Consider the following 26136-nt stretch of genomic DNA (forward strand, 5'->3'; position numbering starts at 1 on the left):
CTGAGTAACAAAGTCGCAAAGTTTTAGTTGGATAACAATTCCACTTCCGCATTCGGATTGAACAGATAAATTCTTCCCGAACTTAGTTCTATACATTCATACCGTTTGGTACGAAGTGCTATTTTTTTGAAAATCTTTCCGTTGTGTATACGAAAAACGCTACCATACGGAATCTCAAAGATATAATTTTTATCATTAACCGGATCGAATTGTTTTAGTGCCAACGACAAAGTGGCATCGGTATCGCTACTCGCTTTCGGATTTCTGAAATGCCTCGCCAACAAAGGCAAGAGCTGACTTGGAAAGATTTCCGGCCGAATGAATGGCACCATCAAACGCTGAAACGTCAACTTCCATTCATCGCCGTGAGGCTTGATGTTTCTGCCGTATTTTTCGAAAGCGACCAGATGGGCAATTTCGTGAATCAGTGTGATCAAAAAACGATATTTGTTTAAACTGGCGTTTACCGTAATCTGATGAAATCCATCGGGATGCCTTCTGTAATCTCCATGACGCGTTACCCGTTCATTAACAATTTTCAAATGAACGTTATTGGTTTTGATTAACTCAAAACAAGGAGGAACCGCGTGTTCGGGAATATATTTCAGAAGTACTTCACTCATTCATTAGGGCGTTGTAGATGAGACCTGCAGCACTTTTCCGTTATAATATTTGTTTCCGGTTAAGGCAAAATTGAAAATATAATCGGCCATTTCTTTTGCAGAAATCGGGGCTTCATAACCCGGAAAAGCTTCCTGCAACATTTCGGTTTGAACAGCGCCCAAAGCCAAAACGTTAAAAGCGATTCCTTGTTCTTTATATTCTTCAGCCAATAACTCGGACAAGGTAATTACCGCGCCTTTACTGGAACTGTAAGCAGATAAACCCGGAAATTTCATACTGCCCTGAATGCCTCCCATCGAACTGATGGTAACCACATGGCTTCCCTTCTGAAGATACGGAATGCAAATTCGCGTTAGATTGGCCACACCGAAAACATTCACTTTATAAACATTTTCAAATTCTCCCGAGGTAATTTCTCCGAAAGGTTTGTTTAAAAGCGAACCGGCGTTGTGAATAATTACGTCCACTTTTTTCCAAGCCGAAGCAATAAAATTAGCCACTTTATCCAAATCTTCATTCAGAGACAAATCCACAGAAAGGCAACTGATGTTCGGGTTCCCCAACAAACCTTGCGGAATTTTTCGGGAAACCGCCAAAACCTGGTGTCCGGCAGCTGCAAATTGCAACGCCAGTTCGTAACCAATTCCTCGGGAAGTTCCGGTAATAATTATGTTTTTATTCATAAATCTAAAATACTAAAAATCCCGTTCTGAAGTTCAAAACGGGATTTAATTTATTAAGAACAACGGACTTACGCCAACATTGTTACTGGATTTTCCAAATATTGTCTTAACGTTTGCAAGAACTGCGCTCCGGTTGCTCCGTCTACGGTTCTGTGATCGCAAGCCAAAGTAACTGTCATCGTATTACCCACAACAATTTGTCCGTTTCGCACTACCGGTTTTTCTTCGATAGCCCCTACGGATAAAATCGCCGAATTCGGTTGGTTGATGATGGATGTGAACGACTGGATTCCGAACATTCCCAAATTGGAAACGGTAAACGTGCTTCCTTCCATCTCGGCCGGGGTCAGTTTTTTGTTTTTGGCTTTTCCGGCCAAATCTTTAACCGCAGCACCAATTTGTGTCAAACTCATCTGATCGGTGAAATTTAATACCGGAACTACCAATCCGTCTTCCACAGCAACGGCAACACCGATGTTTACGTGGTGATTGATAATCATGGCATCTTCTCTCCATTGTGAATTTACCTGTGGATGTTTTTTCAACGCCATCGCACACGCTTTCACTACCATATCATTAAACGACACTTTCGTATCGGGTACTGTATTGATTACCGCTCTCGATTTCATTGCTTCGTCCATTGCTACTTCGATTGTTAAGTAGTAATGTGGTGCTGTGAATTTCGATTCTGCCAAACGACGTGCAATCGTTTTACGCATTTGCGAATTTTTGATTTCTTCCTGGAATTTTTCTCCGGCCGGAACGAATGGCTTCACAACTGGTGCAGTTGTTGTAGCAGCAGGGGCTGAAACCGTTTGTGTAGCAGCTGCCTGAGGAGTGAATCCTTCCACATCGCCTTTAACGATTCTTCCGTTTTCACCGGAACCTTTTACCTGAGACAAGTCGATTCCTTTATCCTGAGCAATTTTTTTAGCTAATGGTGAGGCAAAAATTCTTCCGCCTGCATTGGTAGTTTGTACTGGTGCAGCAGTAGTTTCTGTTTTCACTTCAACTGAAGCTGCTGCTTTTGGAGCTTCAACCGAACCGTTTGCTGTAAAATTAGCAGCAATTCCGGAAACATCTGTTCCCGCAGGGCCGATGATTGCTAAAATGCTATCAACCGGAGCCGTTTGCCCTTCACTAACCCCAATATACAAAAGTGTTCCTGCGTTAAAGGACTCAAATTCCATTGTTGCTTTGTCGGTTTCGATTTCTGCAAGGATATCCCCTTCTTTAACGGTATCGCCCACTTTTTTCAACCAAGTTGCCACCGTACCGTCGGTCATCGTATCACTCAAACGCGGCATGGTAACCACTTTCACTCCTGTCGGAATTTCAACAGTAGCCTTTGGAGCTTCCGTAGTTGCTTCTGCAACAGGAGCTGTTTCCGCTTTTGGAGCCGATGCGTTTGCTCCGCTCAACAAAGCCGAAATATCTTCACCCGGCGCACCGATTATTGCCAAAAGAGAATCCACTGGAGCCGATTCGCCTTCCTGAATTCCAATATGTAAAAGCGTTCCTGCATTGAACGATTCAAACTCCATTGTTGCTTTATCCGTTTCAATTTCCGCAAGAATATCGCCTTCTTTAACGGTATCACCCACTTTTTTTAACCAAGTGGCCACAACGCCTTCGGTCATGGTGTCGCTCAAACGCGGCATGGTAATTACTACTGCCATAATCGATTATAATTTATGTGGTAAAAATGGATAATTCTCTTGTTCGTAAACCACATCGTATAGTTGATTCACTTCCGGATATGGCGATTCTTCCGCAAATTTCTCACATTCGTCCACCAGGTCTTTCACTCTTTGGTCTATGGCTTCGATTTCTGCTTCAGTAGCATAGTTGTTTTCTTTGATGATATCTAAAACCTGAGTAATCGGGTCGATTTTTCTGTACTCGTCTACTTCTTCTTTGGTTCTGTAGTGTTGCGCATCCGACATCGAATGTCCTCTGTAACGGTACGTTTTCATTTCTAAGAATGTTGGTCCATCCCCACGACGGGCTCTTTCGATGGCTTCGTGCATCGCTTCCGCCACTTTTATCGGGTTCATCGCATCAACCGGTCCGCATGGCATTTCGTAGCCTAAACCTAGTTTCCAGATATCGGTATGATTGGCAGTTCTTTCCACAGAAGTTCCCATTGCATACCCATTATTTTCTACAATGAAAACCACTGGTAATTTCCACAACATTGCCATATTAAAGGCTTCATGCAATGAACCTTGACGCGCGGCTCCATCTCCAAAATAAGTCAAGGTAACACCACCGGTATTGAAATATTTATCGGCAAAAGCGATTCCGGCACCTACAGGGATTTGCGCCCCTACGATTCCGTGACCACCATAAAACCCGTGTTCTTTATCAAAAATGTGCATGGATCCACCCATACCTTTTGAGGTTCCGGTAACTTTACCTAACAATTCTGCCATTACGCGCTTAGGATCTGTTCCCATTCCGATTGGCTGAACGTGGTTACGGTAAGCGGTAATCATTTTGTCTTTAGATAAGTCCATCGCGTGTAAAGCTCCCGCTAATACCGCTTCCTGTCCATTATACAAATGCAAAAATCCGCGAACTTTCTGTTGAATGTATAATGCAGCGAGTTTGTCTTCGAACTTTCTCCAGAACTGCATGTCTTCATACCATTTAAGGTAAACTTCTTTTGTGATTGGTTTCATTGTTGCGCTTTTAAGCTATATTACACAATTTTGCGAAATGCAAAAATAGCACTTCCCTTTAATACGTGAAAATTTAAAGCCGTTAAAATTATTCTTTTTACAAAAAGTTTTTATCAAACATCAGGGGCAATAAATTTCTAAGCGAATCCGACTTGTACACTTTCCCGACTGCCGCCATGAAATAAATTTCTATTGGCAAATCCTGACGGAACTCATACTCGGCAATCGACTGTCGGCAAGCCCCGCAAGGAGGGATCGGCTCGGTCATTTCCTTATCGTCTGCCGTTGCCGAAATGGCCATTTTTAAAATTTTGGCATCCGGATAAATTGCGCCGGCCTGAAATATCGCTACTCTTTCCGCACACAATCCCGAAGGGTATGCTGCATTTTCCTGATTCGACCCCAGTACCACTTTACCATTATCCAGCAATATCGCAGCCCCCACCCTGAATCTTGAGTACGGCGCATAGGCCTTCTTTCTGATTTCTATTGCCTGAATCATCAAATCTTTCACTTCAGGAGAAAGCTCTTCCAACGATTCATAAACCGAAAAGCTCGATGTAACACTAATGTTCTTCATTTAATCAAATTATTACAGACAAAAAATCCAAACTCATTACGAATTTGGATAGTTCATTTATTATTTCTTTTTATTATAAATCATCATACGAATCTCCGAAATTAAACGTCAGGGAGAAACGCAATGTATTTTCTAAAGGATTTCTAACTTTCGAAGTGGAGAACAAATAAGAAACATCCACTTTAACAATATTGTATTTGAATCCGGCTCCTATAGTTGCAAATTTTCTTGCTCCTTTTTCTACACTTTCATTAAAATATCCGGCTCTGAAAGCAAAAGAATCCTGATACCAATATTCTGCCCCTAAAGCCCAAGTAAATTCTTTTAGCTCTTCTCCGAAACCATCCGGCGCATCCCCAAACGATTTAAAAAGACCGGAAGCCCAACCTATTTTTCTATAACGCTGATTCGCTTCCGAATATGCGGTATTGATTTCCGATTGTGAAATAGTACCGTCGTTGTTTAGATCAACCGGAACCACTTTTTCAGGGGTAGGCACCATTAGTTTGTTTACCTCTCCAATAACCGAAACCTTATTGTATTCATCAAGGATAAAATCAAAACTACCTCCCAATTTCAAGTTTGACGGAAGAAAATTCGAACTACGCTCCACATCGCCATCATAGGAAATTTTCGGACCCATGTTCTGCAAATTGAAACCTATACGGTATTTTGCATTAAAATCGCTCATGGCGAATTCTTCCGACTGATAGAACCCCGCCACGTCAACCGCAAAAGAGTTGGCCGCCGAAGCATCAGTGTTGCCATCCGGAATTTTTAAATTGGAACGAATATAACGTCCCGCGATTCCCATCGAAAACTGTTCGCTTAATTTCAAAGAATACGAAAGGTCAAAAGCTAATTCGTTCGGACTTACCGTTCTTGGAATTTCTCCAGGATCTCCGGTTTCTCTCAATTCGATATCTCCTAAACCAAAATAACGCAAACTGGCAGCAAAAGCGCTACGCTCGTTGATACGGTCATAAAAAGTAACCTGACCCAATGAAATATCGTTTGCTATACTTGTCAGATAAGGGGTGTAACTAACTGAAAATCCATATTTATTAGGAGAGAAAGCATATTTTGCAGGGTTATATTGTTGTGAAAAAACATCTGCTGAAGTAGCAACACCCATGTCACCAATACCTGCCGCACGGGCATCTGCAGAAATCAACAAAAAAGGAACCCCTGTCGTAATCACTCTATCTTGCGCATTAACCAATTGAAAAACAAGCAAGAACAAGGACACTATGGATAATTTCTTCATTTTTATTATACTAATTAATTGAACAAATATACTATTTTATTAAAGTATTACAAGTTTCTCAATCTTTTCCGCTATTTTATTTGTGCTCAAAGATTTTACCGTCAACTTGTACACATAGACACCTTTTCCGATACGGTCTCCGAAATCGTCTTTTCCATCCCATTTAATTTCACGGCTTAAAAACCCTTCCGTGGCAACCGACTGATTGATCGTTTTTACCACTTTCCCTGTGATGGTCATGATTTGCACCTGAACATCCAAGGTTTCAAAAGGCCGGTTATGGGAAAACCAAAACTCAGTATAACTCACAAACGGATTCGGATAATTCAAAACATTGGTAAGCGACACATCCTCATCCCCCATTACAATAAACTGAATTTCTGCAGTGGCAAAATTATTATACACGTCCCAAACCTTTAACGTAATGGTATGCAAACCTTTGGCCAAATTACGAAATGGGAACCTAACCTTTCCCTTGGTATAATCGTTTGGTTCAGTTTCATAATAATCATTCAGGATATACGGATTATTCTCGTTACCATCCAATATTGCTACTATATCATGTCCAATACCACTGGCGGTATTGATTCCGTTTTCATCCTCAAGATCGGCTAAAAATATTGGTGAAGCATTCGTAATTCCACCCGAAACAAACGACCTGTCATTCATAAACAATCGGATGCGTGGCGGCAGGTTATCCGCAACCGCATTCGCATTAATATCACCCACCTTGACCGTTAAATCATACCCTGTATTGTCGTCCAAAGGCTGATTATTTTTAGCATAAAAACTTACGCGCCCTGTTCCAACCGGAATACGAATATCCCGAGGAACTATGAATCCGAATTCAAATTGCCCGTTTGTAACTGCGGCATTTCCTCTGAAAATTGTTTCCCCTAAAGTTACAAAATTCATTATAATTAACTGATTACTACTATTCACCGTAAAATCATTCCCCAATGTGGAACGATTAAGGTTCTTATCAAAAATCTGCACCGCCAAATCACCATTATAACTGGACTGCAAATTATCAAACTCATCCACCACTTCTCCTGTGAGTTTTACATAACTCAATGCTTTCAGAGTATCGGTTGGTTGTGTAACCGGTACATCGTTAATTTTAGTCAATCGTATTTTCGGTTTAGGTATAGCCAGTTTGAGCGCCGGATCGCCAACACAAAAAACAACATTACGATCACCAAAAGACGTTTGATTCTTGGTTTGACGCAATGCTTCCGCAATCGATTCATAATTATTGGATCCGAAAGAAAACAATTTCGAATTCAATACCTGATTGATATTTTCACCGGTAGATATTCCTATTTCACGGGTTGTGGTCACCAAAGCCACGGCACCCCCGGCCTTGTTCCAATACATATATTCACCTGCCGTTGGTCGGAACGGATTATCAAAACGGGTAAATTCACAGGTTATTGTAACAAATAAAGGATAACGGTATTGATTTTTCAAATTTTGCGCAGCTGCCTTATCAAATAGTCTTTCTTGCGCCAAACCGTCTTCCCCGCCATGTCCGAAATAATTAAAGACCAACCCACCGCTTTCCAACTCGTTGATGAAATCCTCATTCACCGAAGGATATCGTTCTCCACCTGCCGCAGTTACCTGAACATACGAATCGGAATGGATTTTCTTTACATTGATAAACGGTTTTGCCGCATATAGCACTTCGGCCAGATTATCCAAATTTTGCTGTAACGTGGCATCTGTTGTATTTTCGGCATCATCAGAAATAATCACATAACGATTGCGCCATCTTCCGAAAGACTTTTCATCATGGTACTCAATGACTTTATTCACCATCTGATCTGCTTGTTCCGGTGAATTAACCAACATTCTTCCTACAGCGATGTCCAAATCTTCAATCGTTTGCATCGTTCCTTCGCCGTCATGCATTAATGCATAAAAATCATCCGACATAAAAGTCAGGTAGTTGGAAAAATTAACTGGTGTTGCACCTGAATTCGGCGTAACCCTGAAAAGTGATTCAAATACCGGAACCACATTGGTATTCCCAAAAATCCTGTTCTTATAATCAAAAGAAGCATCTCCAAAGAGATTCACATATCTGATTTTATTATTGGGATAGGACGGATTGTTGAAATAAATGTATTTGATGAAGTTCCGAATAGCACCAATATCCTGTTTGCCGGAAGAAAACTCCTGATAAATCAAAGGAAGCTCAACCACTTTTACATTTAAATGCGAATAATTCCTATGAAAGTTCGCTAACTTCTCTGCCTGAGCCTTTAAAGAGGTTGGCGTAATTATGACATAATCAACATCGACATCAACTCCCAAATCATTTTTAAAAACCGTTCCTTTTAAATTCTGATTGGCAATTCGGGTAGAGGACTGACTCGGCGGTGTATAAACGTTTGACAAATCCAATGCCACATACTTTCGCACTTCTCCCAAGACGGCTTTAAACGAAAAATTTGCCTGGCCCGAATTGTCAATTTTCGAAACATTATAGATATCAGTCACATCCCAAACCTGAGAAATTCCGGAAGCAGCTGACAATTGATATTCTCCTACACCTATATTAGAACCGGCCAAATCGTTTCTGAATAAAAATTGTTGGCCGTACCCCTGCAATTTTCTTTTGGCGACAAGAACAATATTATCGAGATAACCGTCTGACGAAGGCACACCCCCATTATCATATTCCAATTGCACCGTTACATTTGGCGATGAAGATGCAAAAACACCCTCAAAAACCTTTTCATAAGCCGCAACATGCACAGAGGGATCCAAAGCAGGAAAATTAAGTGTATTTAACAACTGCGTATTGGCTTTAATTTTAAAGGAACTGTTACCGTAGGACGCTGAAACCACATTTACCTTTATAGCAATCTGCTCTGAAGTCACCAGATTCGGAAAATTGAAATCAAAAGACTGCGTATTTTCGATGTTGAAATTTTCGCCTACCCATTTTCGGCCCAATCGTCCTACGTTGGTTTTATCTACCTCGTGATACTGATAATCGTCAAATGTTGTAAAAACCATATTCGGAGCAGATCCAGGTTGCGTTGCAAGAGTAATACGTTTTCCGTTCCCTCCTTGCGAGGTCACATAATAATATGACTTGGAATCGTACAGATTTACGCTGGTATCACTGTCATCATTCCAAACATCCACTCCTTCGGCATAAAAAAGCACATAATCATCACCATCAAAAGAACCATCTTCTTCTCCAATTACCTGAACCGCATTTTCTTCAACGTCCATTGGATACGAAACAGAATTAAGCAACGGAACCATACGTCCTCCATTGCCGTAAATTTTAATTCTTCTCGGATCAACATTCGTATCGAATCCTAACTGTTGAAGAAACCCTTTGGACAATTTGTATATCCCTGATTTCTCAATGTAAAAGCGATACCAATCACCCGAAGCCAAAGCTGAATTTACGATAGCATTTCTTGCTGCGTTATTACGACCGGAAACTTGGGCATTTGAAAAAGAATACGAAAACGATTTCACTTTTTTCACTCCATTGCCGTCATTAATAATCGGCGAAAAGGAAAGGATTACACTCTGAACATCCCTGCCCACCGTATAATTAATAGTCGCATTGAGTTGCGTGGGCAATTTACCAAATGAAAGGTCTTTCAAATCTTCTCTCGCAATCGGTTCGTAGACTATATTTGAAATCTGAAGCGAATTTTCATCAACTGGAGCCTGAACATTAATACGTTTGCGAAAAAGTAGTGTTTTATCTACAGCATTGAATTCTAAATTCTCAATTTTAAACTGAGGAATCAGAAAGGGAATGGAATCTATATAAAATTTTTCTGCAGGTTTCCATTCTACAACAAGCTCCTCTCTTTGTTGACCAAAACAAAAAAAAGTAACCGACAATAATATGAGAAGTAAATATTTTTTCATTATATTGAAAACGTATTATTTCAAAAGTTATTACAAATAGAAAAAATATTTTCTTTATTAACTAATTTTACACAATATATATTGAACAAAAGCGTTATCCCAAAGAGGTTTAACACGAATTTATATTTTTTTTAATAATTTATAAAAAAGTTGTTGCGGTTTAATGGTTAATTACTATATTGCGGCACTAAATTTATTACCTACTTGAAGTATGAAAATTAGAAGAATTATGACTTTACAGATGTTTGCAGCATTAGCGCTGGCAATATCTTTTACTAGTTGTAGTAAAAAAGGGTCGTCCAAAGGAGGTTCACAGGCAACTGGATGGAAAATCAACGACAAAAAGGGTGGTTTCCAGTACAACGACAAGTTTAAAAAACAAGAAACGCCTCCTGGAATGGTTTCTGTAGAAGGTGGAACATTTACCATGGGTAAAGTTGAAGATGACGTGATGCACGACTGGAACAACTCACCAAACCAACAACACGTTCAATCATTCTACATGGATGAGACTGAGGTTACCAATATGATGTATGCTGAATACTTATTTTGGTTAAAAACCGTATTCCCTCCTGAAGATGAAAATTACAAAAACATTTATACAGGAGCACTTCCTGACACTTTAGTTTGGAGAAATCGTTTGGGTTACAACGAAACGATGACCAATAACTATTTAAGACATCCAGCATACGGAAGTTACCCAGTTGTTGGTGTAAACTGGATTCAGGCTTCTGAATTCAGTAAATGGAGAACAGACCGTGTGAACGAAGCTATTCTTGAAAGAGAGCAATACCTTAAAAAAGACGCTAAAGTTAATGAAGTGGATGCAACAAACACGTTCAGTACTGAGGCTTATTTAGCAAGTCCTTCAACTGCACGTGGTGGTAACGAAGAAATTGTTTTCCGTGGCAGAAAAGGAGCTAAAGGCAAAAACGCTAAACCTCAAACTACGAAAGACGGTAAAACTATCGAACCTAAAAATGTATTCGCACAAAGATCTTCGGGAATCATTTTACCGGAGTACAGACTTCCAACAGAAGCAGAGTGGGAATATGCTGCAACGTCTTTAAATGGAATCAGAGAGTACAATATCTATAAAGGTAAAAAGAAATATCCTTGGAGCGGACAATACACCCGTAACGGAAAAAGAGCTCAAAGAGGTGACCAATTGGCAAACTTCAAACAAGGAAAAGGAGATTACGGCGGAATAGCTGGATGGTCTGATGACGGTGCCGATATTACGAACAAAGTTAAATCTTATGCTCCAAATGATTTTGGTTTATACGATATGGCTGGTAACGTTGCGGAATGGGTACAAGACGTTTACCGTCCAATGGTTGACGACGAAGCAAATGACTTCAACTACTTTAGAGGTAACGTCTATACCAAAAATAAAATTGGTGAAGACGGAAAAGTGGAAATGGTTACACCTGAAAACGTTAAATACGATACTTTAAGTAACGGTAAAGTTTTAGCAAGAAACTTCCCTGGACAAATTGCTCAGGTTCCGGTTGACGAAAACGAAACGTACTTAAGATACAACTTCTCTACTTCTGACAACAGAAACTACAGAGATGGTGATAAACAATCAACACGTTACTTTAAATTTGCCGATTCTGACGAAGAAGGCGGAGACAAAAAAGGAAACGACAACAAAAGAATGTACGATTCACCTAAACACCAAATTTCGGTTGACAGTTTAGGAACAATGAAAAGACAATTCGACAAATCTTCTAAAAGAACAACTTTAGTAAATGACGATTCAAGAGTTTACAAAGGAGGTTCTTGGAGAGATAGAGCATATTGGTTAGATCCAGCATCAAGAAGATACTACCCACAAGACATGGCTACTGACTACATTGGTTTCCGTTGCGCAATGTCTAAAGTAGGTCCGAAAGACAACAAGAAAAAACCAAGAGGTTAATTCACAAAAATTTTCATACTATACAATAAAAGCCCTATTTTAGGGCTTTTATTTTTATACACACTTTCCTATGCAAATTGAAGAAATCTATCAATGCTTTTTACAAAGCACCGGCGTTTGTACGGATACGCGAAAGATCACTTCCGACTGTTTATTTGTAGCCCTCAAAGGCGACAACTTCGACGCCAATGAATTTGCGCAACAAGCCCTAAACCAAGGCGCCGCATTTGCGATAATCGACAACAAAAAATTCTTCACCGACGAAGACAAAATGCTTTTGGTACCCGACAGCCTTAAAGCCTTACAGGAACTAGCACACTACCACAGAAAGGAATTAGGACTTCCAATAATTGCATTAACCGGAAGTAACGGAAAAACAACTACAAAAGAACTCATCAACACAGTCCTTTCTAAAAAATACATTACCGGAGCAACAATCGGCAACCTAAACAATCACATCGGAGTTCCTTTAACCCTACTTTCATTTGATGAAAACACCGATATCGGCATTGTTGAAATGGGCGCTAATCATCAGAAAGAAATTGAAATGCTTTGCACTATTGCCGAACCCGATTATGGCTACATTACCAATTTCGGCAAAGCTCACCTAGAAGGTTTCGGCGGCGTTGAAGGCGTAATTAAAGGCAAAAGTGAGTTGTATAATCATTTAGAAAACCATCACAAAACCGCTTTTGTAAATCTGGACGATCCCATTCAAAAAGAAAAAACAGAACAACTAACCCGCTTCACTTTTTCCCTGAACGAAAAAAGCGATGTAAAAATTGATGCTATCAGCGCTAATCCAATGGTAAAAATTAATTTTGATAGTCTGGAAATCAACTCTCATTTAATAGGTATTTATAACGCCAACAACATCAATGCCGCGATTACCATCGGAAAATATTTCAACGTAACCGACACCGACATCAAAAAGGCAATTGAAAACTATATCCCTTCAAACAATCGCTCTCAATTGCTGGAAAAAAACGGAAATCAAATTATCCTTGATGCTTACAATGCAAATCCGAGCAGCATGGCCGCGGCGATTCAAAACTTCATTCAACTGGATGGAAGCAACAAAATTGCCATTTTAGGCGACATGTTCGAATTGGGAAAAGAAAGCTTAGATGAACATAAAAAAGTTGTAGCATTGCTTCATAATGAAACACAAATAGAAACACACTTCATCGGTAAAGATTTTTATTCCAACAAAACCGAAAACCAACATTTGCATTTTTACAACTCTTTTGAAAATTTTGCTTCGGCTTTCCAAAACAGTCACCCCACTGGAAAAACCCTGCTTATAAAAGGTTCGCGAGGCATGGCCCTGGAACGAACTTTAGAAATAATTTAACCCTGAAAGCCGCTTAATTAGCGGCTTTTTTTTATTTATTATTTAAAAATTACATTTTTTCTGTAACAATAAACCTAAGTCTGTATCAAAAGAGAAAATCAATAAAAACTTAAAACATCATACCATGAAAAAATTGATTCTCGTTTTACTTGTTCTTCTGGCTACACTAAATGTATTTTCACAGAAACATCCCGCCTTCGAAGTTAAAGTTACCGGCAAAGGCCATCCTATTATTTTAATTCCGGGCTACTCCTGCAGTGGTGATGTATGGAACGAAACCATGAACCATCTAAAAAACAAATACGAATTACACGTTCTGACTTTGGCAGGCTTCGCAGGAGCAAAACCAATCGAAGACGAAGAAATTCTTAAAACGGTACGCAACCAAATCATCCAATACGTAAAGGATAAAAAACTGAACAAACCCATGCTGATTGGACACAGTTTAGGAGCTTTCATGACCCTATGGCTTCAAAGCACTGAACCAGACCTGTTCGAAAAAGGTATATGCGTGGACGGGCTTCCATTTCTTTCCGCCATCGGCAAACCGGAAACTACAGCCGAATCTTTAAAAACGAATCCCCAGTTCAATAAAGAAATGGTAATCAACAATTTCAAAGCCCTTCCAAACGAAGGCTATATTAGCAACATGACCAAAGCCATGCTGCATCAGGTAAACGATTCCCTGCGCGCAAAACAAATTGCCGAATGGAACTACAAAAGCGACCGAAAAACACTAGGAAGTACCATTGTAGAAATGTCTACCACCGATTTAAGAAAAGACATTGCCAATATAAAATCACCTATATTAGTGATGGCAAGTCTCTTCGGAACCAAAGAGACCAGCGAAAAAATATACAACGAACAATACGCGCTATTAAAAAATAAAACAATCAAAGTGGCCGACAGTAAGCATTTTATCATGTACGATCAACCACAATGGTTTTACAATGAAATCGATGCCTTTTTAAAAACTAAATAACAAAACCCGTGACAACCAACCAAAATCAGGAAACGTTTTTCAAGGACATTTACCAAACCTATTCACCAAAAGTGCACCGCCTTTGCCTTGGTTATACAGGAAATACCATGGAAGCCGATGACCTATTACAGGAAGTCTTTATCAAAGCCTGGCAAAATCTGAATAAATTCCGAGGCGATTCACAAATCAGCACCTGGATTTACCGGATAGCAGTAAACACCTGTCTGCATCATTTACGAAGTCAGAAAAACAAAAAAAATGTTGACATCGATAAAACGGTAATCAAAAAAGAAGAAGAAACGGATGATAAAGAGCAGCAGATTCAGCTTCTTTACAAATGCATTAGCGAGTTATCCGAAGCCGATCGTTTAATCATCACGCTTCTGCTCGAAGAAGTTCCGTACAGCGAAATTGCAGAAGTTACCGCTATTTCGGAGGGAAATTTAAGAGTGAAAATCCACCGAATAAAACAACAATTAAGCACTATTTACGCGAAATATGAAAGAATTTGACAACCTACAGGAAATTTGGAAACAACAGAAGCAAAGCACTTTACCGGACGTTTCCGTAATTATTGAAAAAGCAAAAAAAGAAAAACAAATTTTCACCAACAAAATGCTATTTCAAATCTTAACCCTTATAGCATCCATGGTTGGAGTAGCTGTGGTTGTAGCAATGGTCGATTTCAAAATGACCACCACGTTTATCGGAGTCGGTTTAATGTTTCTGTGCGTATTTGGATTTACAGCAATCCGTTTGCATCAGATGGTAACGCTTAAGAAAATTGATTTCACACAATCACCATCAAAAACCTTAGCAGAACTGGAAAAATTTTATGTTTTCCAACAGTTTGTAGGTACCAAAATCACACTAGCTTACTTTGTAATTTTAAACATCGCATTCGGATTCTACTTTATTGAAGTAATGCAACCAATGAGCGTCATGATGAAAACCATTGTACTTACCATTTACGTTGCCTGGATGCTATTCGCCTATTTCTATTTGGGGAAAAGACAAAAAGCAAAAGAATTCGAACGAACCCAGCGAATGATTGACGCAATAAAAGAAATGGAAGAAAATTATAAGGAATAAAAAAAGCATCTCATTTGAGATGCTTTTTTGTGGGCGATGAGGGGTTCGAACCCCCGACCCCCTCGGTGTAAACGAGGTGCTCTGAACCAGCTGAGCTAATCGCCCGATAATTCTTGTATTATCAGTAAGAGTGATAAAAGTGGTGGGCGATGAGGGGTTCGAACCCCCGACCCCCTCGGTGTAAACGAGGTGCTCTGAACCAGCTGAGCTAATCGCCCTTTTATCGACAACAACATTTCCTGTTATTGTGGGTGCAAATATAGCGGTATTTTTCACTTCTGCAAAATTATTTTACACAATTTCTGCTACCACAAAAGTACTTCCTCCTATATAAATAAAATCATTCTTACCGGCCACTTGCAAAGCAGCTTCATAAGCCCCTGAAACAGAATTACATACTTTTCCTTCCAATCCAAAATCAACCGCTTTTTGCTGTAAAATTTTTTCATCCAATCCACGTGGTACATTGGGTTTACAAAAAAAATAATTCGCTTTTTTAGGGAATAAAGGTAAAATGCTGTCCAAATCTTTATCATTTACGACACCCAAAACAAAATGCAACTGCTCGTAATTTTCTTTTTGAATCTGATTGAGCACAATTTTCAATCCGTGACTGTTATGGGCCGTATCACAAATTACTTTCGGATAGGAATGCACCTGCTGCCATCTGCCCAGCAAACCGGTATTGGCGACCACATTTAACAACCCGCTTTTCAGATGCTCTTCCGATAGCTTAAAATGAGTTTTCAAAATGGCGACCGTTTGTACCACCGTTTTCACATTGTGAATCTGATAATCGCCCAACAAACCGCAAGGATACTCTTCCTGAATCAAATCGGAAGCAAAATAGATCTCCGAATTACATTCCTCCGCTTTAGCCACAAAAACCGGCTTCGTTTCTTCGGTATACTCGCCAATTACTACGGGAATATTCGGCTTGATAATTCCGGCTTTTTCACCAGCAATCGCTTCCAGGGTATTTCCTAAAAACTGTGTATGATCGAATCCAATGTTCGTAATCACCGAAACTAAAGGCGTAATGATATTGGTAGAATCCAATCGCCCTCCCATGCCGACTTCAATCACGGCAACATCAACGTTTTCTTTCGCAAAATAATCGAACGCCAACCCTACGGTCATTTCAAAAAAACTCAACTGATGTTCTTCAAAAAACAATTTGTTTACAGCAATAAAATCGACTACAAATTCTTCTGAAATTTCTTTACCGTTGATTTTTATCCGTTCCCGAAAATCCTTTAAATGCGGTGAAGTATACAAACCAACCTTATACCCGGCTTCCTGTAACACCGAAGCAATCATCGATGATGTCGAACCCTTTCCGTTGGTTCCGGCCACATGAATGCATTTGACATTTCTTTCAGGATTTCCCAAATGTTCGGCAAGCAAAATGGTATTCGTCAAATCTTTCTTATACGCCGAAGCACCTTGCTGCTGATACATGGGCAATTGGGCAAACATCCAGTCTAAAGTTTGTTGGTAAGTCATTTTGGAATGCTATTTGCTGTTAAAATTAGTAACTATAAAATAAATGCCCGTTTTTTTAGTTTATTAGGGTATAGAAATTTATCTTTATTGCAAAATTGAGATTATTATTTAAAATAAATACAATTCCCGAGAATTTATGACTGGATTTTTTTTACAAGTACAAAACGACACGATTACCCAAGCAGCAGGCGCGGTAGTACAAAATGTGGTGAAAGACAATGAAATTTCTGTTTTACAATTTATCTTAAAAGGAGGATTCTTTCTTATCCCGATTGCCATCTTATTATTCTATACGATTTATGTGATTATAGAACGTTTCATGTACATTAAAAGAGCCACCAAACACGATGCGCATTTATTAAAAGACATCCGAACGCATTTAAACAACGGAAATATTGATTTGGCCATTTCAGCTGCCGAAAGAGACGGCGCAGCTTCGGCTAACGTCATCAAAGAAGGTATTCAAACCATCGGAAGACCAATTGCCGAAATCGAATCCAACATGGAAAAAGTAGCCAACATCGAAATTGGCGAAATGGAACGCAAACTGGGTGTTTTAGGACTAATCGCCGGTATTGCCCCAACTTTAGGATTTATAGGAACAATTTCCGGGGTAATCAAGATTTTCTACAGCATTTCTGTGACCGAAAACATCAGTATCGGAAACATTTCCGGAGGTTTGTACGAAAAAATGATCAGTAGTGGTGCCGGACTTATCGTAGGGATCATCGCGTATTCCGCGTATCACTTATACAACAGTATGATCGACAATTATTCGTTGAACATGCAACGCCACGTATTAGAATTCGTTAACATAATCCAGAGACCAAATGCCGATAAAACGAAATAAACGATTTCATGCAGAAGTCGCCACCAGTTCGTTGAGCGACATCATGTTCTTCTTGCTTTTGTTCTTCCTGATTATCTCGACCTTGGCGAATCCGAACGTAATTAAAATGACGTTACCCAAATCGAAAAACAACGAGAAGACCAACAAGCAGCTGATCAGTTTGTCCGTAACGGAAGAAAAACGTTTTTATTTAGACAAACAGGAAGTGCCTTTTGACAAACTGGAGCAGGAATTGTTAACCAAGATCGGCGACAACAAAGAACAAGCCGTAGTAGTACGCATTCCTTACAATTTACAGGTTCAGGATTTGGTAGACGTATTGCAAATCGGGGTTAAAAACAACCTAAAATTTGTAATTGCTACCAGCGCTTCAAAATAATATTTTTCGGAAGCTTTAACCCGCTATCCGCTCTATCTTTTAAAAAAAAATCCCAACCTCAACGGCTGGGATTTTTTTTTAAAAGGATGCCGCTTCTATCGGGGCTAGGGCATTGTTTTTCATAACAAGTCCGATTTTCCATTACTTGAAATTGCACTAACGCTATCATTTCGACGACGAAGAAATCCCATCACAAGAGTTCTAATAACAAACGATACATCATATACAAAAAAAGCCGACTGAAATCTCAATCGGCTTTTGTTCTATGATTAAATTAAAATTAATTCAAACTAAAAGTATAAACAATCTTACCTACCTGACGTTCCGGCGCATCCTCACTCGCCTGCCATCTAGTATTCATGGCTGCAATTCGCGCCTGATCCAACAAACATTTTGCCGTATTCGTAGTTCCTTTAATTCCCGGAGTTACTGAAATGGTTTTCCCATTTTTATCTACCGAAACCTCCACCACTACTCTACCTTCTTCATTACAGTTGTAGTTTGGTGCCGGCTTGGACAATGCTTTTCGGTTTCCGAGAGAATATCCGGCACCGTTTCCGGTTCCTACGCCACTTCCGTTACCGCCGCCAGAGCCGCTTCCGCTACCTGGGCCAGTTCCTGTGCCGTTGCCCGTACCATTTCCACCGCCTGTTCCGCCTCCGGTACCGCCACTGCCGTAATACCCGTTAGAATTCAAATCACCATTCGATTTCCCTTTATTTCCCGCTTGGTTATCATCGCCATCGCCTCCTTTTTTGGAACCGTTCATTAAACTGGCTAAAACATCGTTGGTATTTTTGGAAACCGTCGGTTTTTTAACTTCTACCGGTTTCGGATCGGTTTTAACTACCGGTTTGGTTTTCACGGGATTCGGATTTTTCGGGATTACTACCGCGTTGTCTTCCGGTGTATCGCTGGAAATAATATCTTCTTCCGGTGCGGATGTTTCGGCTACTTGTTTCACATCGTTCTTTACATTAAGCACTTCACTCTGGAAATTATCGCCCATACCCACATCACTGTCTCCAAAATTGATGGTTACGCCACCACCGCCTCCGCCACCACCTAACATGGCTAGCGTTTCCGGATTGGAAGGAGGCCAGAATTTTATAAAAAACAATATCAGCAGTAACAACGCGTAAATCACTGCTGTAATTAGAAATGATTTTCTTTTGTCGCCTGCTGATATTATAGTCTGTTCCATATTCATGTTCTTTATAACACTAATAACGAAAATACGTTTTTTTTGTTATGTTGTCAGAACCAAATATACAAGAATTATACCAATTGTTTCAATGCAATTTCAAAAGCTCTTGCACTGATGTTTTTCTTAACCGAACTTACATCGTATGTTTTCTGAATCGCCGCTTTGATGATCTCTGAAGTATCGTTAAAGATCGCCTCATCGGTCATGGCCACTTTTTTCTCCATGAAGTAGGCAAAAACACGTGCCATACCACAGTTGGAAATAAAGTCAGGAATCAAACTCACTTTAGAATCCACTTCTTCCATAATCGGTCCGAAGAAAATTTCTTTATCAGCAAAAGGAACGTTCGCACCACAAGAGATTACTTCCAATCCCGCTGCTACCATACTGTCTACCTGCGCTTTGGTTACCAAACGTGAAGCCGCACACGGAGCGAAAATTTCCGCACCAATTGACCAGATTTTTTCATTGATTTCTGCAAAAGGAATCATGTTATCCGCCACTAATGTGTTTCCGTTTTTATTGCGGAATAATGTGGTAATTTCCTCAAATGTGAAGCCGTTTTCGTTGATAACACCACCATCTCTGTCGATGATTCCTACTACTTTCGCACCCATTTCCGCCAAGTAAAATGCTGCTGCCGAACCTACGTTACCGAAACCTTGAACGATAGCTTTCTTGCCTTGAACGTTTCCGCCGTAGATATCATAAAAATGACGCACCGCTTGTGCTACGCCGTAACCGGTAATCATATCGGCAACGGTATATTTTTTACTTAAATCCGGAGAGAAGGTTGTGTTTTCAATCACTTTTACCACACCCTGACGCAATTGTCCGATACGGTTAATTTTATCAGCTTCCGTTGGCTTGAAATGTCCGTTAAAAACACCCTCTTGCGGATGCCAAACCCCACACGCTTCCGTCATTGGGATTACTTCGTGGATTTCGTCTACATTTAAATCGCCACCCGTTCCGTAATAGCTTTTCAACAACGGGGAAACCGCTTTATACCAACGCTGTAACACATCTTTCTTTCTTGGATCGTTCGGATCAAAATTGATTCCCGATTTAGCGCCACCAATAGCAGGGCCCGATACTGAAAACTTCACTTCCATAGTTTTCGCCAACGAAAGTACTTCGTTCATATCCAAACCTTTGCGCATACGGGTTCCGCCTCCGGCAGCACCACCGCGTAACGAGTTAATTACGGTCCATCCTTCTGCATCCGTTTCTGCATCTTTCCAATGGAACACTACCTCAGGTTCTTTATTTTCGAATTTTTTCAGTAAATCTTTCATAAATGATCTGTTTGTTGTTTTTAAGGTCTGTATTGTGTCGCTTGTTTTTTGTGTTTGCAATCAAACATTTTGTCATCGCAATTTCATCTGTAAAATGAAATTTTGATATGCAAATCTATGGTGTTTCAAACAATGTAAAAAAGAAAATTTATTTTTTTTTGCCATTTCGATACCGATTGGTATCTTTGCATATGCGATCCTCAGAAATTACAAAAGCAAAAGTACTCAAAGAAGCCACTGCCCTTTTTAACACAAAAGGGTACAAATCTACGTCATTAAGCGATATCACTGAGGCTACAGGATTAACCAAGGGCGCAATTTACAGACATTTCGAGAGTAAAGAAAGCCTTGAAATCGAAGCGTTCCAAAAAATGATGCAGGCTATTTTTGTGACTTTAAATGAGCGAATCAAGGCTGAAAACAGCACTAAAGACAAGCTGTTTTGTGTACTCGATTTATTCAAAAGTTACGTCACAAATCCATTTATTACTGGCGGCTGTCCGCTGCTGAATGTTGCCGTGGAAGTTGACGACACGAATTGGGAATTGAAACAAAAAGCACAACAGGCTTTATCCGTTTTCCGCGACTCGGTAGAGAAGATAATAATCAATGGAAAAACACACAAACAGGTTAGGAATCTGGTAAACGAAAAATTAGTGGCAACTGTACTGATTTCAACACTTGAAGGCGGTGTAATGATGAGTAAACTGCAAAATTCAAATGCCGATATTGAGATTGTAGTGAACCATCTAAAAAACTGGATTGTTTCGGACATCTTACTCTAAAAAAATTTACATAATTTGATACCGATTGGTATCTTAAAATTAAAAATACTATGAATTCCAAAAAAATTATGCAAAAATCGATAGGATTTTATTTCAATTTTCTGTCATACACCCATCCCAAAAAGTTAAAAAAAGACGGATTTCGACTTTTTTGCAATCCGTTTGCGCGAAAACTCAAACCACATCAATTGGAATTTCTGCAAAAAGGAATATCAGACACCCTTACTTTAGATGGATACAAAATCCAAACCTATCAATGGGGCAATGGAAGCAAAAAAATACTCTTAGTACACGGTTGGGCCAGTCATTCCTTTCGTTGGAAAGCCTATATCGAATATTTGGTGAAAAATGATTTTACTGTGTATGCTTTGGATGCACCGGCTCACGGCTTGTCTTCCGGCAAGTTTATTCATGTGGTTTTGTACGCCAAAGTGATTAATGCTTTTTTAGAATCGCATTCCGATATCACCTCAATAGTAAGTCATTCCATCGGCGGATTTGCGACTACCTATTTTTTAGATCATTACAAAAATCACAGTATTGAAAAGGCAGTTATTATGTGCGCACCAGGTGAAGCTTCTGATTTTTTCGATTTTTACAAACAATCTTTAGGTTTGACCACAAAATCCGTGAACATAATTATTGAGGAATTTGAGGCACAATTGGGGGAATTACCCAGTTATTTTTCGAGTGCCAAATTTGCAGAAAGCATTACGGTTCCGGCTTTAATCATCCATGATAAAAATGATATGGCCACTAATTTCAAGTATTCCGTCCGATTGAACAAACACTGGAAAAACAGCCAACTGCTACTTACAGAAGGTTTGGGCCACGATTTAAAAAGCAAGGAATTGGTGAAGAAAGTCGCCGATTTTGTTACGCACTAAACTCATAAATTACACCGGAACAATGATCATGTCTTGCGCCGGTAACGCTTGCCAGAACATTAATTTCGTTTCGTAATTTTAATACGCCAAGCAAGGCAAAAATCAAAGCTTCTTTAAACTCTATGGTTTTGGCTTCCGGAATAATAATTTTCATATCCGGAAGATAGTGTTGCATTTGTTGCACCAGAAAATCATTGTATGCGCCACCGCCGGTTACCAAAAGGCTTCCGTTTTTCTTAGGTAAGGCGTTAGCAATCTGAAAAGCGACATGTTCGGTAAAGGTTCGGAGTTTGTCTTCAATGGAAATCGGATAGTTTTCCATCATGGGAAGCACGACGGTTTTTACAAATTCAAACCCTAACGATTTCGGATAGGCTTTTTGGTAGAAATCCAAGGCATTCAATTCGGACAATAATGCTTCCGAAACGTTTCCGGTTTTAGCTAGCTGACCTTTGTCGTCGTATTTCAATCCAAATTTATCGGCATAAAAATTTAAAACGGTATTGACCGGGGAAATATCAAAGGCGATTCGGTTACCGTTTTCTTCAAAAGACACGTTGGAAAATCCACCTAAATTCAGACAATAATCGTACTCCGAAAATAAAATCCGGTCGCCTATCGGTACCAATGGAGCGCCTTGACCTCCTAATTGTACATCCTGAACACGGAAATCGCAAATTACTTTTTGATGAATTAATTCGGCTATCTTGGGAAGATTCCCAATCTGTAACGTAAATCCGTTTTGCGGTTGGTGCAAAATCGTATGTCCGTGTGAGCAAACCGCGTCGAGAGTTTCAATTTGATGTTTTTGAATAAAATCGGAAATAATTTCGGCTAATAAATCGGTGTATTCCTGATTGATTTTTTTCAACTCTTCTTCCGAAAAATCGACTGCTTTTTTTAAATGGTTTACCCATTCCTCCGAATAGCTAATAGTTTCATTTTCATAAATCTGAAACGCCCATTTACCGTTTTTCACTTCAAATTTAATGTGCGCCATATCGACTCCATCCAATGAAGTGCCCGACATAACGCCAACAACAGTATAGCTCTTATTTTGCATGGCTCAAAATTAGGCAATCTAATTGAAAATAGGAGAATTATATTTATATTTGGGCACTTAAAAATTCACAAACAAAACAATATACAATGAACTTTAACTTAACCGAAGAACAGTTGATGATTCAGCAGGCAGCAAGAGATTTTGCTCAAACTGAATTATTACCAGGTGTAATTGAAAGAGACGAACACTCTAAATTCCCAACAGAACAAGTGAAGAAAATGGCGGAACTTGGTTTCTTAGGGATGATGGTAGATCCAAAATACGGAGGTGCAGGATTAGACAGTATTTCTTATGTATTAGCGATGGAAGAAATTGCAAAAGTAGATGCTTCTGCTGCCGTAATTATGTCGGTTAATAATTCATTAGTTTGTGCTGGTTTAGAAAAATACGGTTCTGAAGAGCAAAAAATGAAATATTTGGTACCTCTTGCAAAAGGTGACGTTATCGGTGCTTTCTGTTTGTCTGAGCCGGAAGCGGGTTCTGATGCCACTTCGCAACGAACTACTGCAATTGATATGGGCGATCACTATTTGGTAAACGGAACAAAAAACTGGATTACCAATGGTGGAACAGCTTCAACGTATTTAGTAATTGCTCAAACGGACGCTTCAAAAGGACACAAAGGAATTAACGTTCTTATTGTTGAAAAAGGAATGCCAGGTTTTGAAGTGGGTCCGAAAGAAAAGAAAATGGGTATTCGTGGTTCTGACACGCACACTTTATTATTTAATGATGTAAAAGTTCCTAAAGAAAATAGAATCGGTGAAGACGGCTTCGGATTTGCTTTCGCAATGTCAACTTTAAATGGTGGGCGTATCGGAATTGCTTCTCAAGCTTTAGGTATTGCTCAAGGTGCTTATGAATTAGCATTGAAATATGCTCAGGAGCGTGTAGCTTTTGGAAAACCAATTTTCAACCACCAAGCCATTGCTTTTAAATTAGCAGACATGCACGTAAAAACTACCGCTGCAAGATTGTTAATCCACAAAGCCGCTACGGAAAAAGATAATGGAGAAGACATTGCACATTCTGGAGCTATGGCAAAATTATATGCTTCTGAGATTGCTTTAGAAGTGGCTAATGAAGCCGTTCAGATTCACGGAGGTAACGGATATGTAAGTGAGTATCATGTAGAACGTATGATGCGTGATGCAAAAATCACTCAGATTTACGAAGGAACATCTGAAATTCAGAGAATTGTAATTTCCAGAGGATTGGTAAAATAATCCTGAAAATTTATAAAGCAAAAAGGCCGGTATTTAAACCGGCCTTTTTTTTGATTATTATGAAAATTAGTTTTTGGAAACTATTTTTTTAGTGCTTACTCCTTTATCGGTAATTACTTTCACGAAGAACATTTGGCCTTCGCCGTGATTAAAGGTAACATCTAAACGAACTTCTTTATTAAAGTAAGCATCGGCATCATTGTACGCCATAACGAAAAGACCTTTGGCGTCATAGACTTCAATACGTGCTTTTGACTGATAATCGAACTCGTATCTGACATTAATGTACTCTTTGAAAGGCACCGGATAAGCAGAGAAAGTCGCTTCTGTTGAAGCGTCCAAACTTCCAGAAGCAACTGAATCAACTGGAACCGGAACTTGTATTCTACAGCCATCGAAACCTTTATTAATCGCATCCACTGCACCATTAACAGAAGAAGCATCGATACCCGTAATAACATCCCCACCTAGGATTCTGTTTGCCAATAGGTATAAATTATTGACAGTAGCCCCTCCATTATTGGTAAGATAGGTAATTATTGCTGGCGAAATTGTAAATGTTTGAAGAGTACCTGAAATAGGCACATCGGAACCACAACTTACATCCATGGTTGCCATAGTGGCTGATAATTCAACCGCTCCCAGTCCTCCATCTACTGATTTATTAAAGAATAAGGTCATGGTTTGTGATAAAAGTACGTTTCCAATTGTACCGTAAGTATTCCCTTTACCTGTTCGTATTGGCACAGAAGACCAAGTATTCAATTGTCCGTATGTAGCTCCTCCGACTAAGAACGACAAGGCTTTTGGTGTTCCTCCACCAGGCATCATTCTAAAGATATTGTTAGCTCCAATTACCGGATTGCTGTTTATATCAGACAAATACAATCTAAAATACTTGTTGTTTGCCGGAAGACCAAAAATAACAGGATTACCGGATTGACCGACAGCCTGAGTCACGGCATTAACCATGATTTGGAAGTCGGTTGTAGGCGTACCGTCTGGAGTACAAGCCGCTCCGTTGTAATCGCCATAATATCCCTGAGTATAGGTACAGTTTGATTCACCACAAGGAACAATACCAATCTCTACACCACAAGTTGTAGTACATCGATTCGAATCGGTCACTGTTACGGTATGCGATCCTTGGTCTAAACCGGTTGCAGTTGCACTAGTTTCTCCATTATCCCACAAATAAGAATAACCTCCACTGCCTCCTACCGGATTTACAGTAGCGGAACCATTAACTTGTCCGGCACAAATAGCATCACTGTTTTTATCTACTGTACAACTTAAGGCATCCGGTTGTCCGATAATTTCTGTTTCAGTTGCTTCACAAACACCGCCTCCCGAACCGGCAGGATACGTCACTTTAATAACATAAGTATTCGCTCCATAACTACCCGCTTCAATAGCAGCTTCTGTAGTTGCTACAAATGCTCCCGCACCTGTTTTAAGATAAAAACTCGGTGTACCGGTTCCACTGAAACTATCAACGGTTAATGTACCATTGGTTAAACCATTACAAGTTACATTTGAGTGCGATGCCACTAAAGTAACTGCATCCGGTTGTCCGATGATTTCTGTTTCAGTTACCTCACAAACGCCACCTCCCGAACCGGCAGGATAGGTTACTTTAATAACATAGGTATTGGGTCCGTAACTACCAGCTTCTATAGCAGCTTCTGTAGTGGCCAAAAAGGCACCACCTCCCGTTTTAAGATAAAAACTTGGAGTACCGGTTCCGCTGAAACTGTCTACACTTAACTTACCATCGGCTAAACCGTTACATGTTACATCCAAATGAGAAGCCACTAAAGTAACAGCATCAGGTTG

Annotated in this window: 22 protein-coding genes and 2 tRNA genes; 10 read left to right on the forward strand and 14 right to left on the reverse strand. The window is 39.7% G+C overall.

The window, feature by feature from the left end:
- Positions 1-23: 23 nt before the first annotated feature.
- The 7 genes from FCR2A7T_RS05995 to porU all read right to left on the reverse strand — a co-directional run bounded on the left by FCR2A7T_RS05995 (position 24) and on the right by porU (position 9747).
- Positions 24-623, reverse strand: a complete 600-nt coding sequence (locus tag FCR2A7T_RS05995) for a SprT-like domain-containing protein (RefSeq protein ID WP_023570389.1) — start codon at positions 621-623, stop codon at positions 24-26.
- A 3-nt stretch (positions 624-626) separates the two neighbouring features.
- A complete protein-coding gene (locus FCR2A7T_RS06000; RefSeq protein WP_023570390.1) occupies positions 627-1307 on the reverse strand; it encodes an SDR family NAD(P)-dependent oxidoreductase in 681 nt (226 codons plus the stop codon).
- A gap of 68 nt (positions 1308-1375) precedes the next feature.
- On the reverse strand, positions 1376-2986 hold the full coding sequence (locus tag FCR2A7T_RS06005) for a pyruvate dehydrogenase complex dihydrolipoamide acetyltransferase (RefSeq protein ID WP_023570391.1): 1611 nt from the start codon (positions 2984-2986) through the stop codon (positions 1376-1378).
- Between the two features lie 6 nt (positions 2987-2992).
- Positions 2993-3991, reverse strand: coding sequence for a pyruvate dehydrogenase (acetyl-transferring) E1 component subunit alpha (gene pdhA, locus FCR2A7T_RS06010; RefSeq protein WP_023570392.1), 999 nt, complete (start codon positions 3989-3991; stop codon positions 2993-2995).
- Positions 3992-4088: 97 nt separating this feature from the next.
- Entirely contained in the window at positions 4089-4571 is a 483-nt protein-coding gene (cdd, locus tag FCR2A7T_RS06015; RefSeq protein WP_023570393.1) for a cytidine deaminase, read from the reverse strand.
- Positions 4572-4644: 73 nt separating this feature from the next.
- Positions 4645-5838, reverse strand: a complete 1194-nt coding sequence (porV, locus tag FCR2A7T_RS06020) for a type IX secretion system outer membrane channel protein PorV (RefSeq protein WP_023570394.1) — start codon at positions 5836-5838, stop codon at positions 4645-4647.
- 39 nt (positions 5839-5877) lie between these two features.
- Positions 5878-9747: a type IX secretion system sortase PorU gene (gene porU / locus FCR2A7T_RS06025; protein WP_023570395.1), complete on the reverse strand. Its 3870-nt coding sequence runs from the start codon at positions 9745-9747 to the stop codon at positions 5878-5880.
- A gap of 211 nt (positions 9748-9958) precedes the next feature.
- Here porU and gldJ point away from each other — a divergent pair, with 211 nt between their 5' ends.
- The 5 genes from gldJ to FCR2A7T_RS06050 all read left to right on the forward strand — a co-directional run bounded on the left by gldJ (position 9959) and on the right by FCR2A7T_RS06050 (position 15099).
- The gene (gene gldJ / locus FCR2A7T_RS06030; protein WP_035117458.1) at positions 9959-11671 is read left to right on the forward strand and encodes a gliding motility lipoprotein GldJ; all 1713 of its coding nucleotides are present in this window, start codon (positions 9959-9961) and stop codon (positions 11669-11671) included.
- Positions 11672-11741: 70 nt separating this feature from the next.
- Positions 11742-13025 (forward strand): UDP-N-acetylmuramoyl-tripeptide--D-alanyl-D-alanine ligase, encoded by a 1284-nt coding sequence (locus FCR2A7T_RS06035; protein ID WP_023570397.1) that lies wholly within the window; start codon positions 11742-11744, stop codon positions 13023-13025.
- 124 nt (positions 13026-13149) lie between these two features.
- Positions 13150-14007: an alpha/beta fold hydrolase gene (locus FCR2A7T_RS06040; protein ID WP_023570398.1), complete on the forward strand. Its 858-nt coding sequence runs from the start codon at positions 13150-13152 to the stop codon at positions 14005-14007.
- 8 nt (positions 14008-14015) lie between these two features.
- Entirely contained in the window at positions 14016-14519 is a 504-nt protein-coding gene (locus tag FCR2A7T_RS06045; RefSeq protein WP_023570399.1) for an RNA polymerase sigma factor, read from the forward strand.
- Positions 14506-15099, forward strand: coding sequence for a hypothetical protein (locus FCR2A7T_RS06050; protein ID WP_035117460.1), 594 nt, complete (start codon positions 14506-14508; stop codon positions 15097-15099). Before FCR2A7T_RS06045 ends, FCR2A7T_RS06050 begins: the two co-directional genes overlap by 14 nt.
- A 30-nt stretch (positions 15100-15129) precedes the next feature.
- Here the strand turns inward: FCR2A7T_RS06050 and FCR2A7T_RS06055 are convergent.
- The 3 genes from FCR2A7T_RS06055 to FCR2A7T_RS06065 all read right to left on the reverse strand — a co-directional run bounded on the left by FCR2A7T_RS06055 (position 15130) and on the right by FCR2A7T_RS06065 (position 16605).
- Positions 15130-15204: transfer RNA gene (locus tag FCR2A7T_RS06055), tRNA-Val, on the reverse strand.
- Positions 15205-15239: 35 nt separating this feature from the next.
- Positions 15240-15317 (reverse strand) — tRNA-Val (locus FCR2A7T_RS06060).
- A gap of 73 nt (positions 15318-15390) precedes the next feature.
- Positions 15391-16605: a bifunctional folylpolyglutamate synthase/dihydrofolate synthase gene (locus FCR2A7T_RS06065; protein ID WP_035117462.1), complete on the reverse strand. Its 1215-nt coding sequence runs from the start codon at positions 16603-16605 to the stop codon at positions 15391-15393.
- Between the two features lie 136 nt (positions 16606-16741).
- Here FCR2A7T_RS06065 and FCR2A7T_RS06070 point away from each other — a divergent pair, with 136 nt between their 5' ends.
- The gene (locus FCR2A7T_RS06070; RefSeq protein WP_023570402.1) at positions 16742-17455 is read left to right on the forward strand and encodes a MotA/TolQ/ExbB proton channel family protein; all 714 of its coding nucleotides are present in this window, start codon (positions 16742-16744) and stop codon (positions 17453-17455) included.
- On the forward strand, positions 17436-17834 hold the full coding sequence (locus FCR2A7T_RS06075; protein ID WP_035117464.1) for an ExbD/TolR family protein: 399 nt from the start codon (positions 17436-17438) through the stop codon (positions 17832-17834). Before FCR2A7T_RS06070 ends, FCR2A7T_RS06075 begins: the two co-directional genes overlap by 20 nt.
- A 280-nt stretch (positions 17835-18114) precedes the next feature.
- Here FCR2A7T_RS06075 and FCR2A7T_RS06080 read toward each other — a convergent pair whose 3' ends face one another.
- Both FCR2A7T_RS06080 and FCR2A7T_RS06085 read right to left on the reverse strand, forming a co-directional pair.
- Positions 18115-19038 carry an energy transducer TonB family protein gene (locus FCR2A7T_RS06080; protein ID WP_023570404.1) on the reverse strand — a complete coding sequence of 308 codons (924 nt, stop codon included), beginning with the start codon at positions 19036-19038 and terminating at the stop codon, positions 18115-18117.
- Between the two features lie 74 nt (positions 19039-19112).
- Positions 19113-20339, reverse strand: coding sequence for a Glu/Leu/Phe/Val dehydrogenase dimerization domain-containing protein (locus tag FCR2A7T_RS06085; protein WP_023570405.1), 1227 nt, complete (start codon positions 20337-20339; stop codon positions 19113-19115).
- 191 nt (positions 20340-20530) lie between these two features.
- Between FCR2A7T_RS06085 and FCR2A7T_RS06090 the strand changes: the two genes are divergently transcribed.
- On the forward strand, positions 20531-21124 hold the full coding sequence (locus FCR2A7T_RS06090) for a TetR/AcrR family transcriptional regulator (protein WP_035117576.1): 594 nt from the start codon (positions 20531-20533) through the stop codon (positions 21122-21124).
- Between the two features lie 68 nt (positions 21125-21192).
- Positions 21193-22011, forward strand: coding sequence for an alpha/beta hydrolase (locus FCR2A7T_RS06095; RefSeq protein WP_165551934.1), 819 nt, complete (start codon positions 21193-21195; stop codon positions 22009-22011).
- Here the strand turns inward: FCR2A7T_RS06095 and FCR2A7T_RS06100 are convergent.
- Positions 22001-23074: an anhydro-N-acetylmuramic acid kinase gene (locus FCR2A7T_RS06100; RefSeq protein ID WP_023570408.1), complete on the reverse strand. Its 1074-nt coding sequence runs from the start codon at positions 23072-23074 to the stop codon at positions 22001-22003. The two genes, FCR2A7T_RS06095 and FCR2A7T_RS06100, sit on opposite strands and share 11 nt — an antisense overlap.
- 86 nt (positions 23075-23160) lie before the next feature.
- Here FCR2A7T_RS06100 and FCR2A7T_RS06105 point away from each other — a divergent pair, with 86 nt between their 5' ends.
- Positions 23161-24300 (forward strand): acyl-CoA dehydrogenase, encoded by a 1140-nt coding sequence (locus FCR2A7T_RS06105; RefSeq protein WP_023570409.1) that lies wholly within the window; start codon positions 23161-23163, stop codon positions 24298-24300.
- Positions 24301-24366: 66 nt separating this feature from the next.
- Here the strand turns inward: FCR2A7T_RS06105 and FCR2A7T_RS06110 are convergent.
- On the reverse strand, positions 24367-26136 hold a 1770-nt coding region (locus FCR2A7T_RS06110), incomplete at its 5' end, for a hypothetical protein (protein ID WP_131494800.1).

The organism is Flavobacterium cauense R2A-7, assembly GCF_000498475.1.
GTDB classification, from domain to species: domain Bacteria; phylum Bacteroidota; class Bacteroidia; order Flavobacteriales; family Flavobacteriaceae; genus Flavobacterium; species Flavobacterium cauense.

Coding starts and splice junctions, on each gene's coding strand:
- FCR2A7T_RS05995 (WP_023570389.1), bottom strand. CDS start 623: ATGAGTGAAGTACTTCTGAAATATATTCCCGAACACGCGGTTCCTCCT.
- FCR2A7T_RS06000 (WP_023570390.1), bottom strand. CDS start 1,307: ATGAATAAAAACATAATTATTACCGGAACTTCCCGAGGAATTGGTTAC.
- FCR2A7T_RS06005 (WP_023570391.1), bottom strand. CDS start 2,986: ATGGCAGTAGTAATTACCATGCCGCGTTTGAGCGACACCATGACCGAA.
- pdhA (WP_023570392.1), bottom strand. CDS start 3,991: ATGAAACCAATCACAAAAGAAGTTTACCTTAAATGGTATGAAGACATG.
- cdd (WP_023570393.1), bottom strand. CDS start 4,571: ATGAAGAACATTAGTGTTACATCGAGCTTTTCGGTTTATGAATCGTTG.
- porV (WP_023570394.1), bottom strand. CDS start 5,838: ATGAAGAAATTATCCATAGTGTCCTTGTTCTTGCTTGTTTTTCAATTG.
- porU (WP_023570395.1), bottom strand. CDS start 9,747: ATGAAAAAATATTTACTTCTCATATTATTGTCGGTTACTTTTTTTTGT.
- gldJ (WP_035117458.1), top strand. CDS start 9,959: ATGAAAATTAGAAGAATTATGACTTTACAGATGTTTGCAGCATTAGCG.
- FCR2A7T_RS06035 (WP_023570397.1), top strand. CDS start 11,742: ATGCAAATTGAAGAAATCTATCAATGCTTTTTACAAAGCACCGGCGTT.
- FCR2A7T_RS06040 (WP_023570398.1), top strand. CDS start 13,150: ATGAAAAAATTGATTCTCGTTTTACTTGTTCTTCTGGCTACACTAAAT.
- FCR2A7T_RS06050 (WP_035117460.1), top strand. CDS start 14,506: ATGAAAGAATTTGACAACCTACAGGAAATTTGGAAACAACAGAAGCAA.
- FCR2A7T_RS06065 (WP_035117462.1), bottom strand. CDS start 16,605: ATGACTTACCAACAAACTTTAGACTGGATGTTTGCCCAATTGCCCATG.
- FCR2A7T_RS06070 (WP_023570402.1), top strand. CDS start 16,742: ATGACTGGATTTTTTTTACAAGTACAAAACGACACGATTACCCAAGCA.
- FCR2A7T_RS06075 (WP_035117464.1), top strand. CDS start 17,436: ATGCCGATAAAACGAAATAAACGATTTCATGCAGAAGTCGCCACCAGT.
- FCR2A7T_RS06080 (WP_023570404.1), bottom strand. CDS start 19,038: ATGGAACAGACTATAATATCAGCAGGCGACAAAAGAAAATCATTTCTA.
- FCR2A7T_RS06085 (WP_023570405.1), bottom strand. CDS start 20,339: ATGAAAGATTTACTGAAAAAATTCGAAAATAAAGAACCTGAGGTAGTG.
- FCR2A7T_RS06090 (WP_035117576.1), top strand. CDS start 20,531: ATGCGATCCTCAGAAATTACAAAAGCAAAAGTACTCAAAGAAGCCACT.
- FCR2A7T_RS06095 (WP_165551934.1), top strand. CDS start 21,193: ATGCAAAAATCGATAGGATTTTATTTCAATTTTCTGTCATACACCCAT.
- FCR2A7T_RS06100 (WP_023570408.1), bottom strand. CDS start 23,074: ATGCAAAATAAGAGCTATACTGTTGTTGGCGTTATGTCGGGCACTTCA.
- FCR2A7T_RS06105 (WP_023570409.1), top strand. CDS start 23,161: ATGAACTTTAACTTAACCGAAGAACAGTTGATGATTCAGCAGGCAGCA.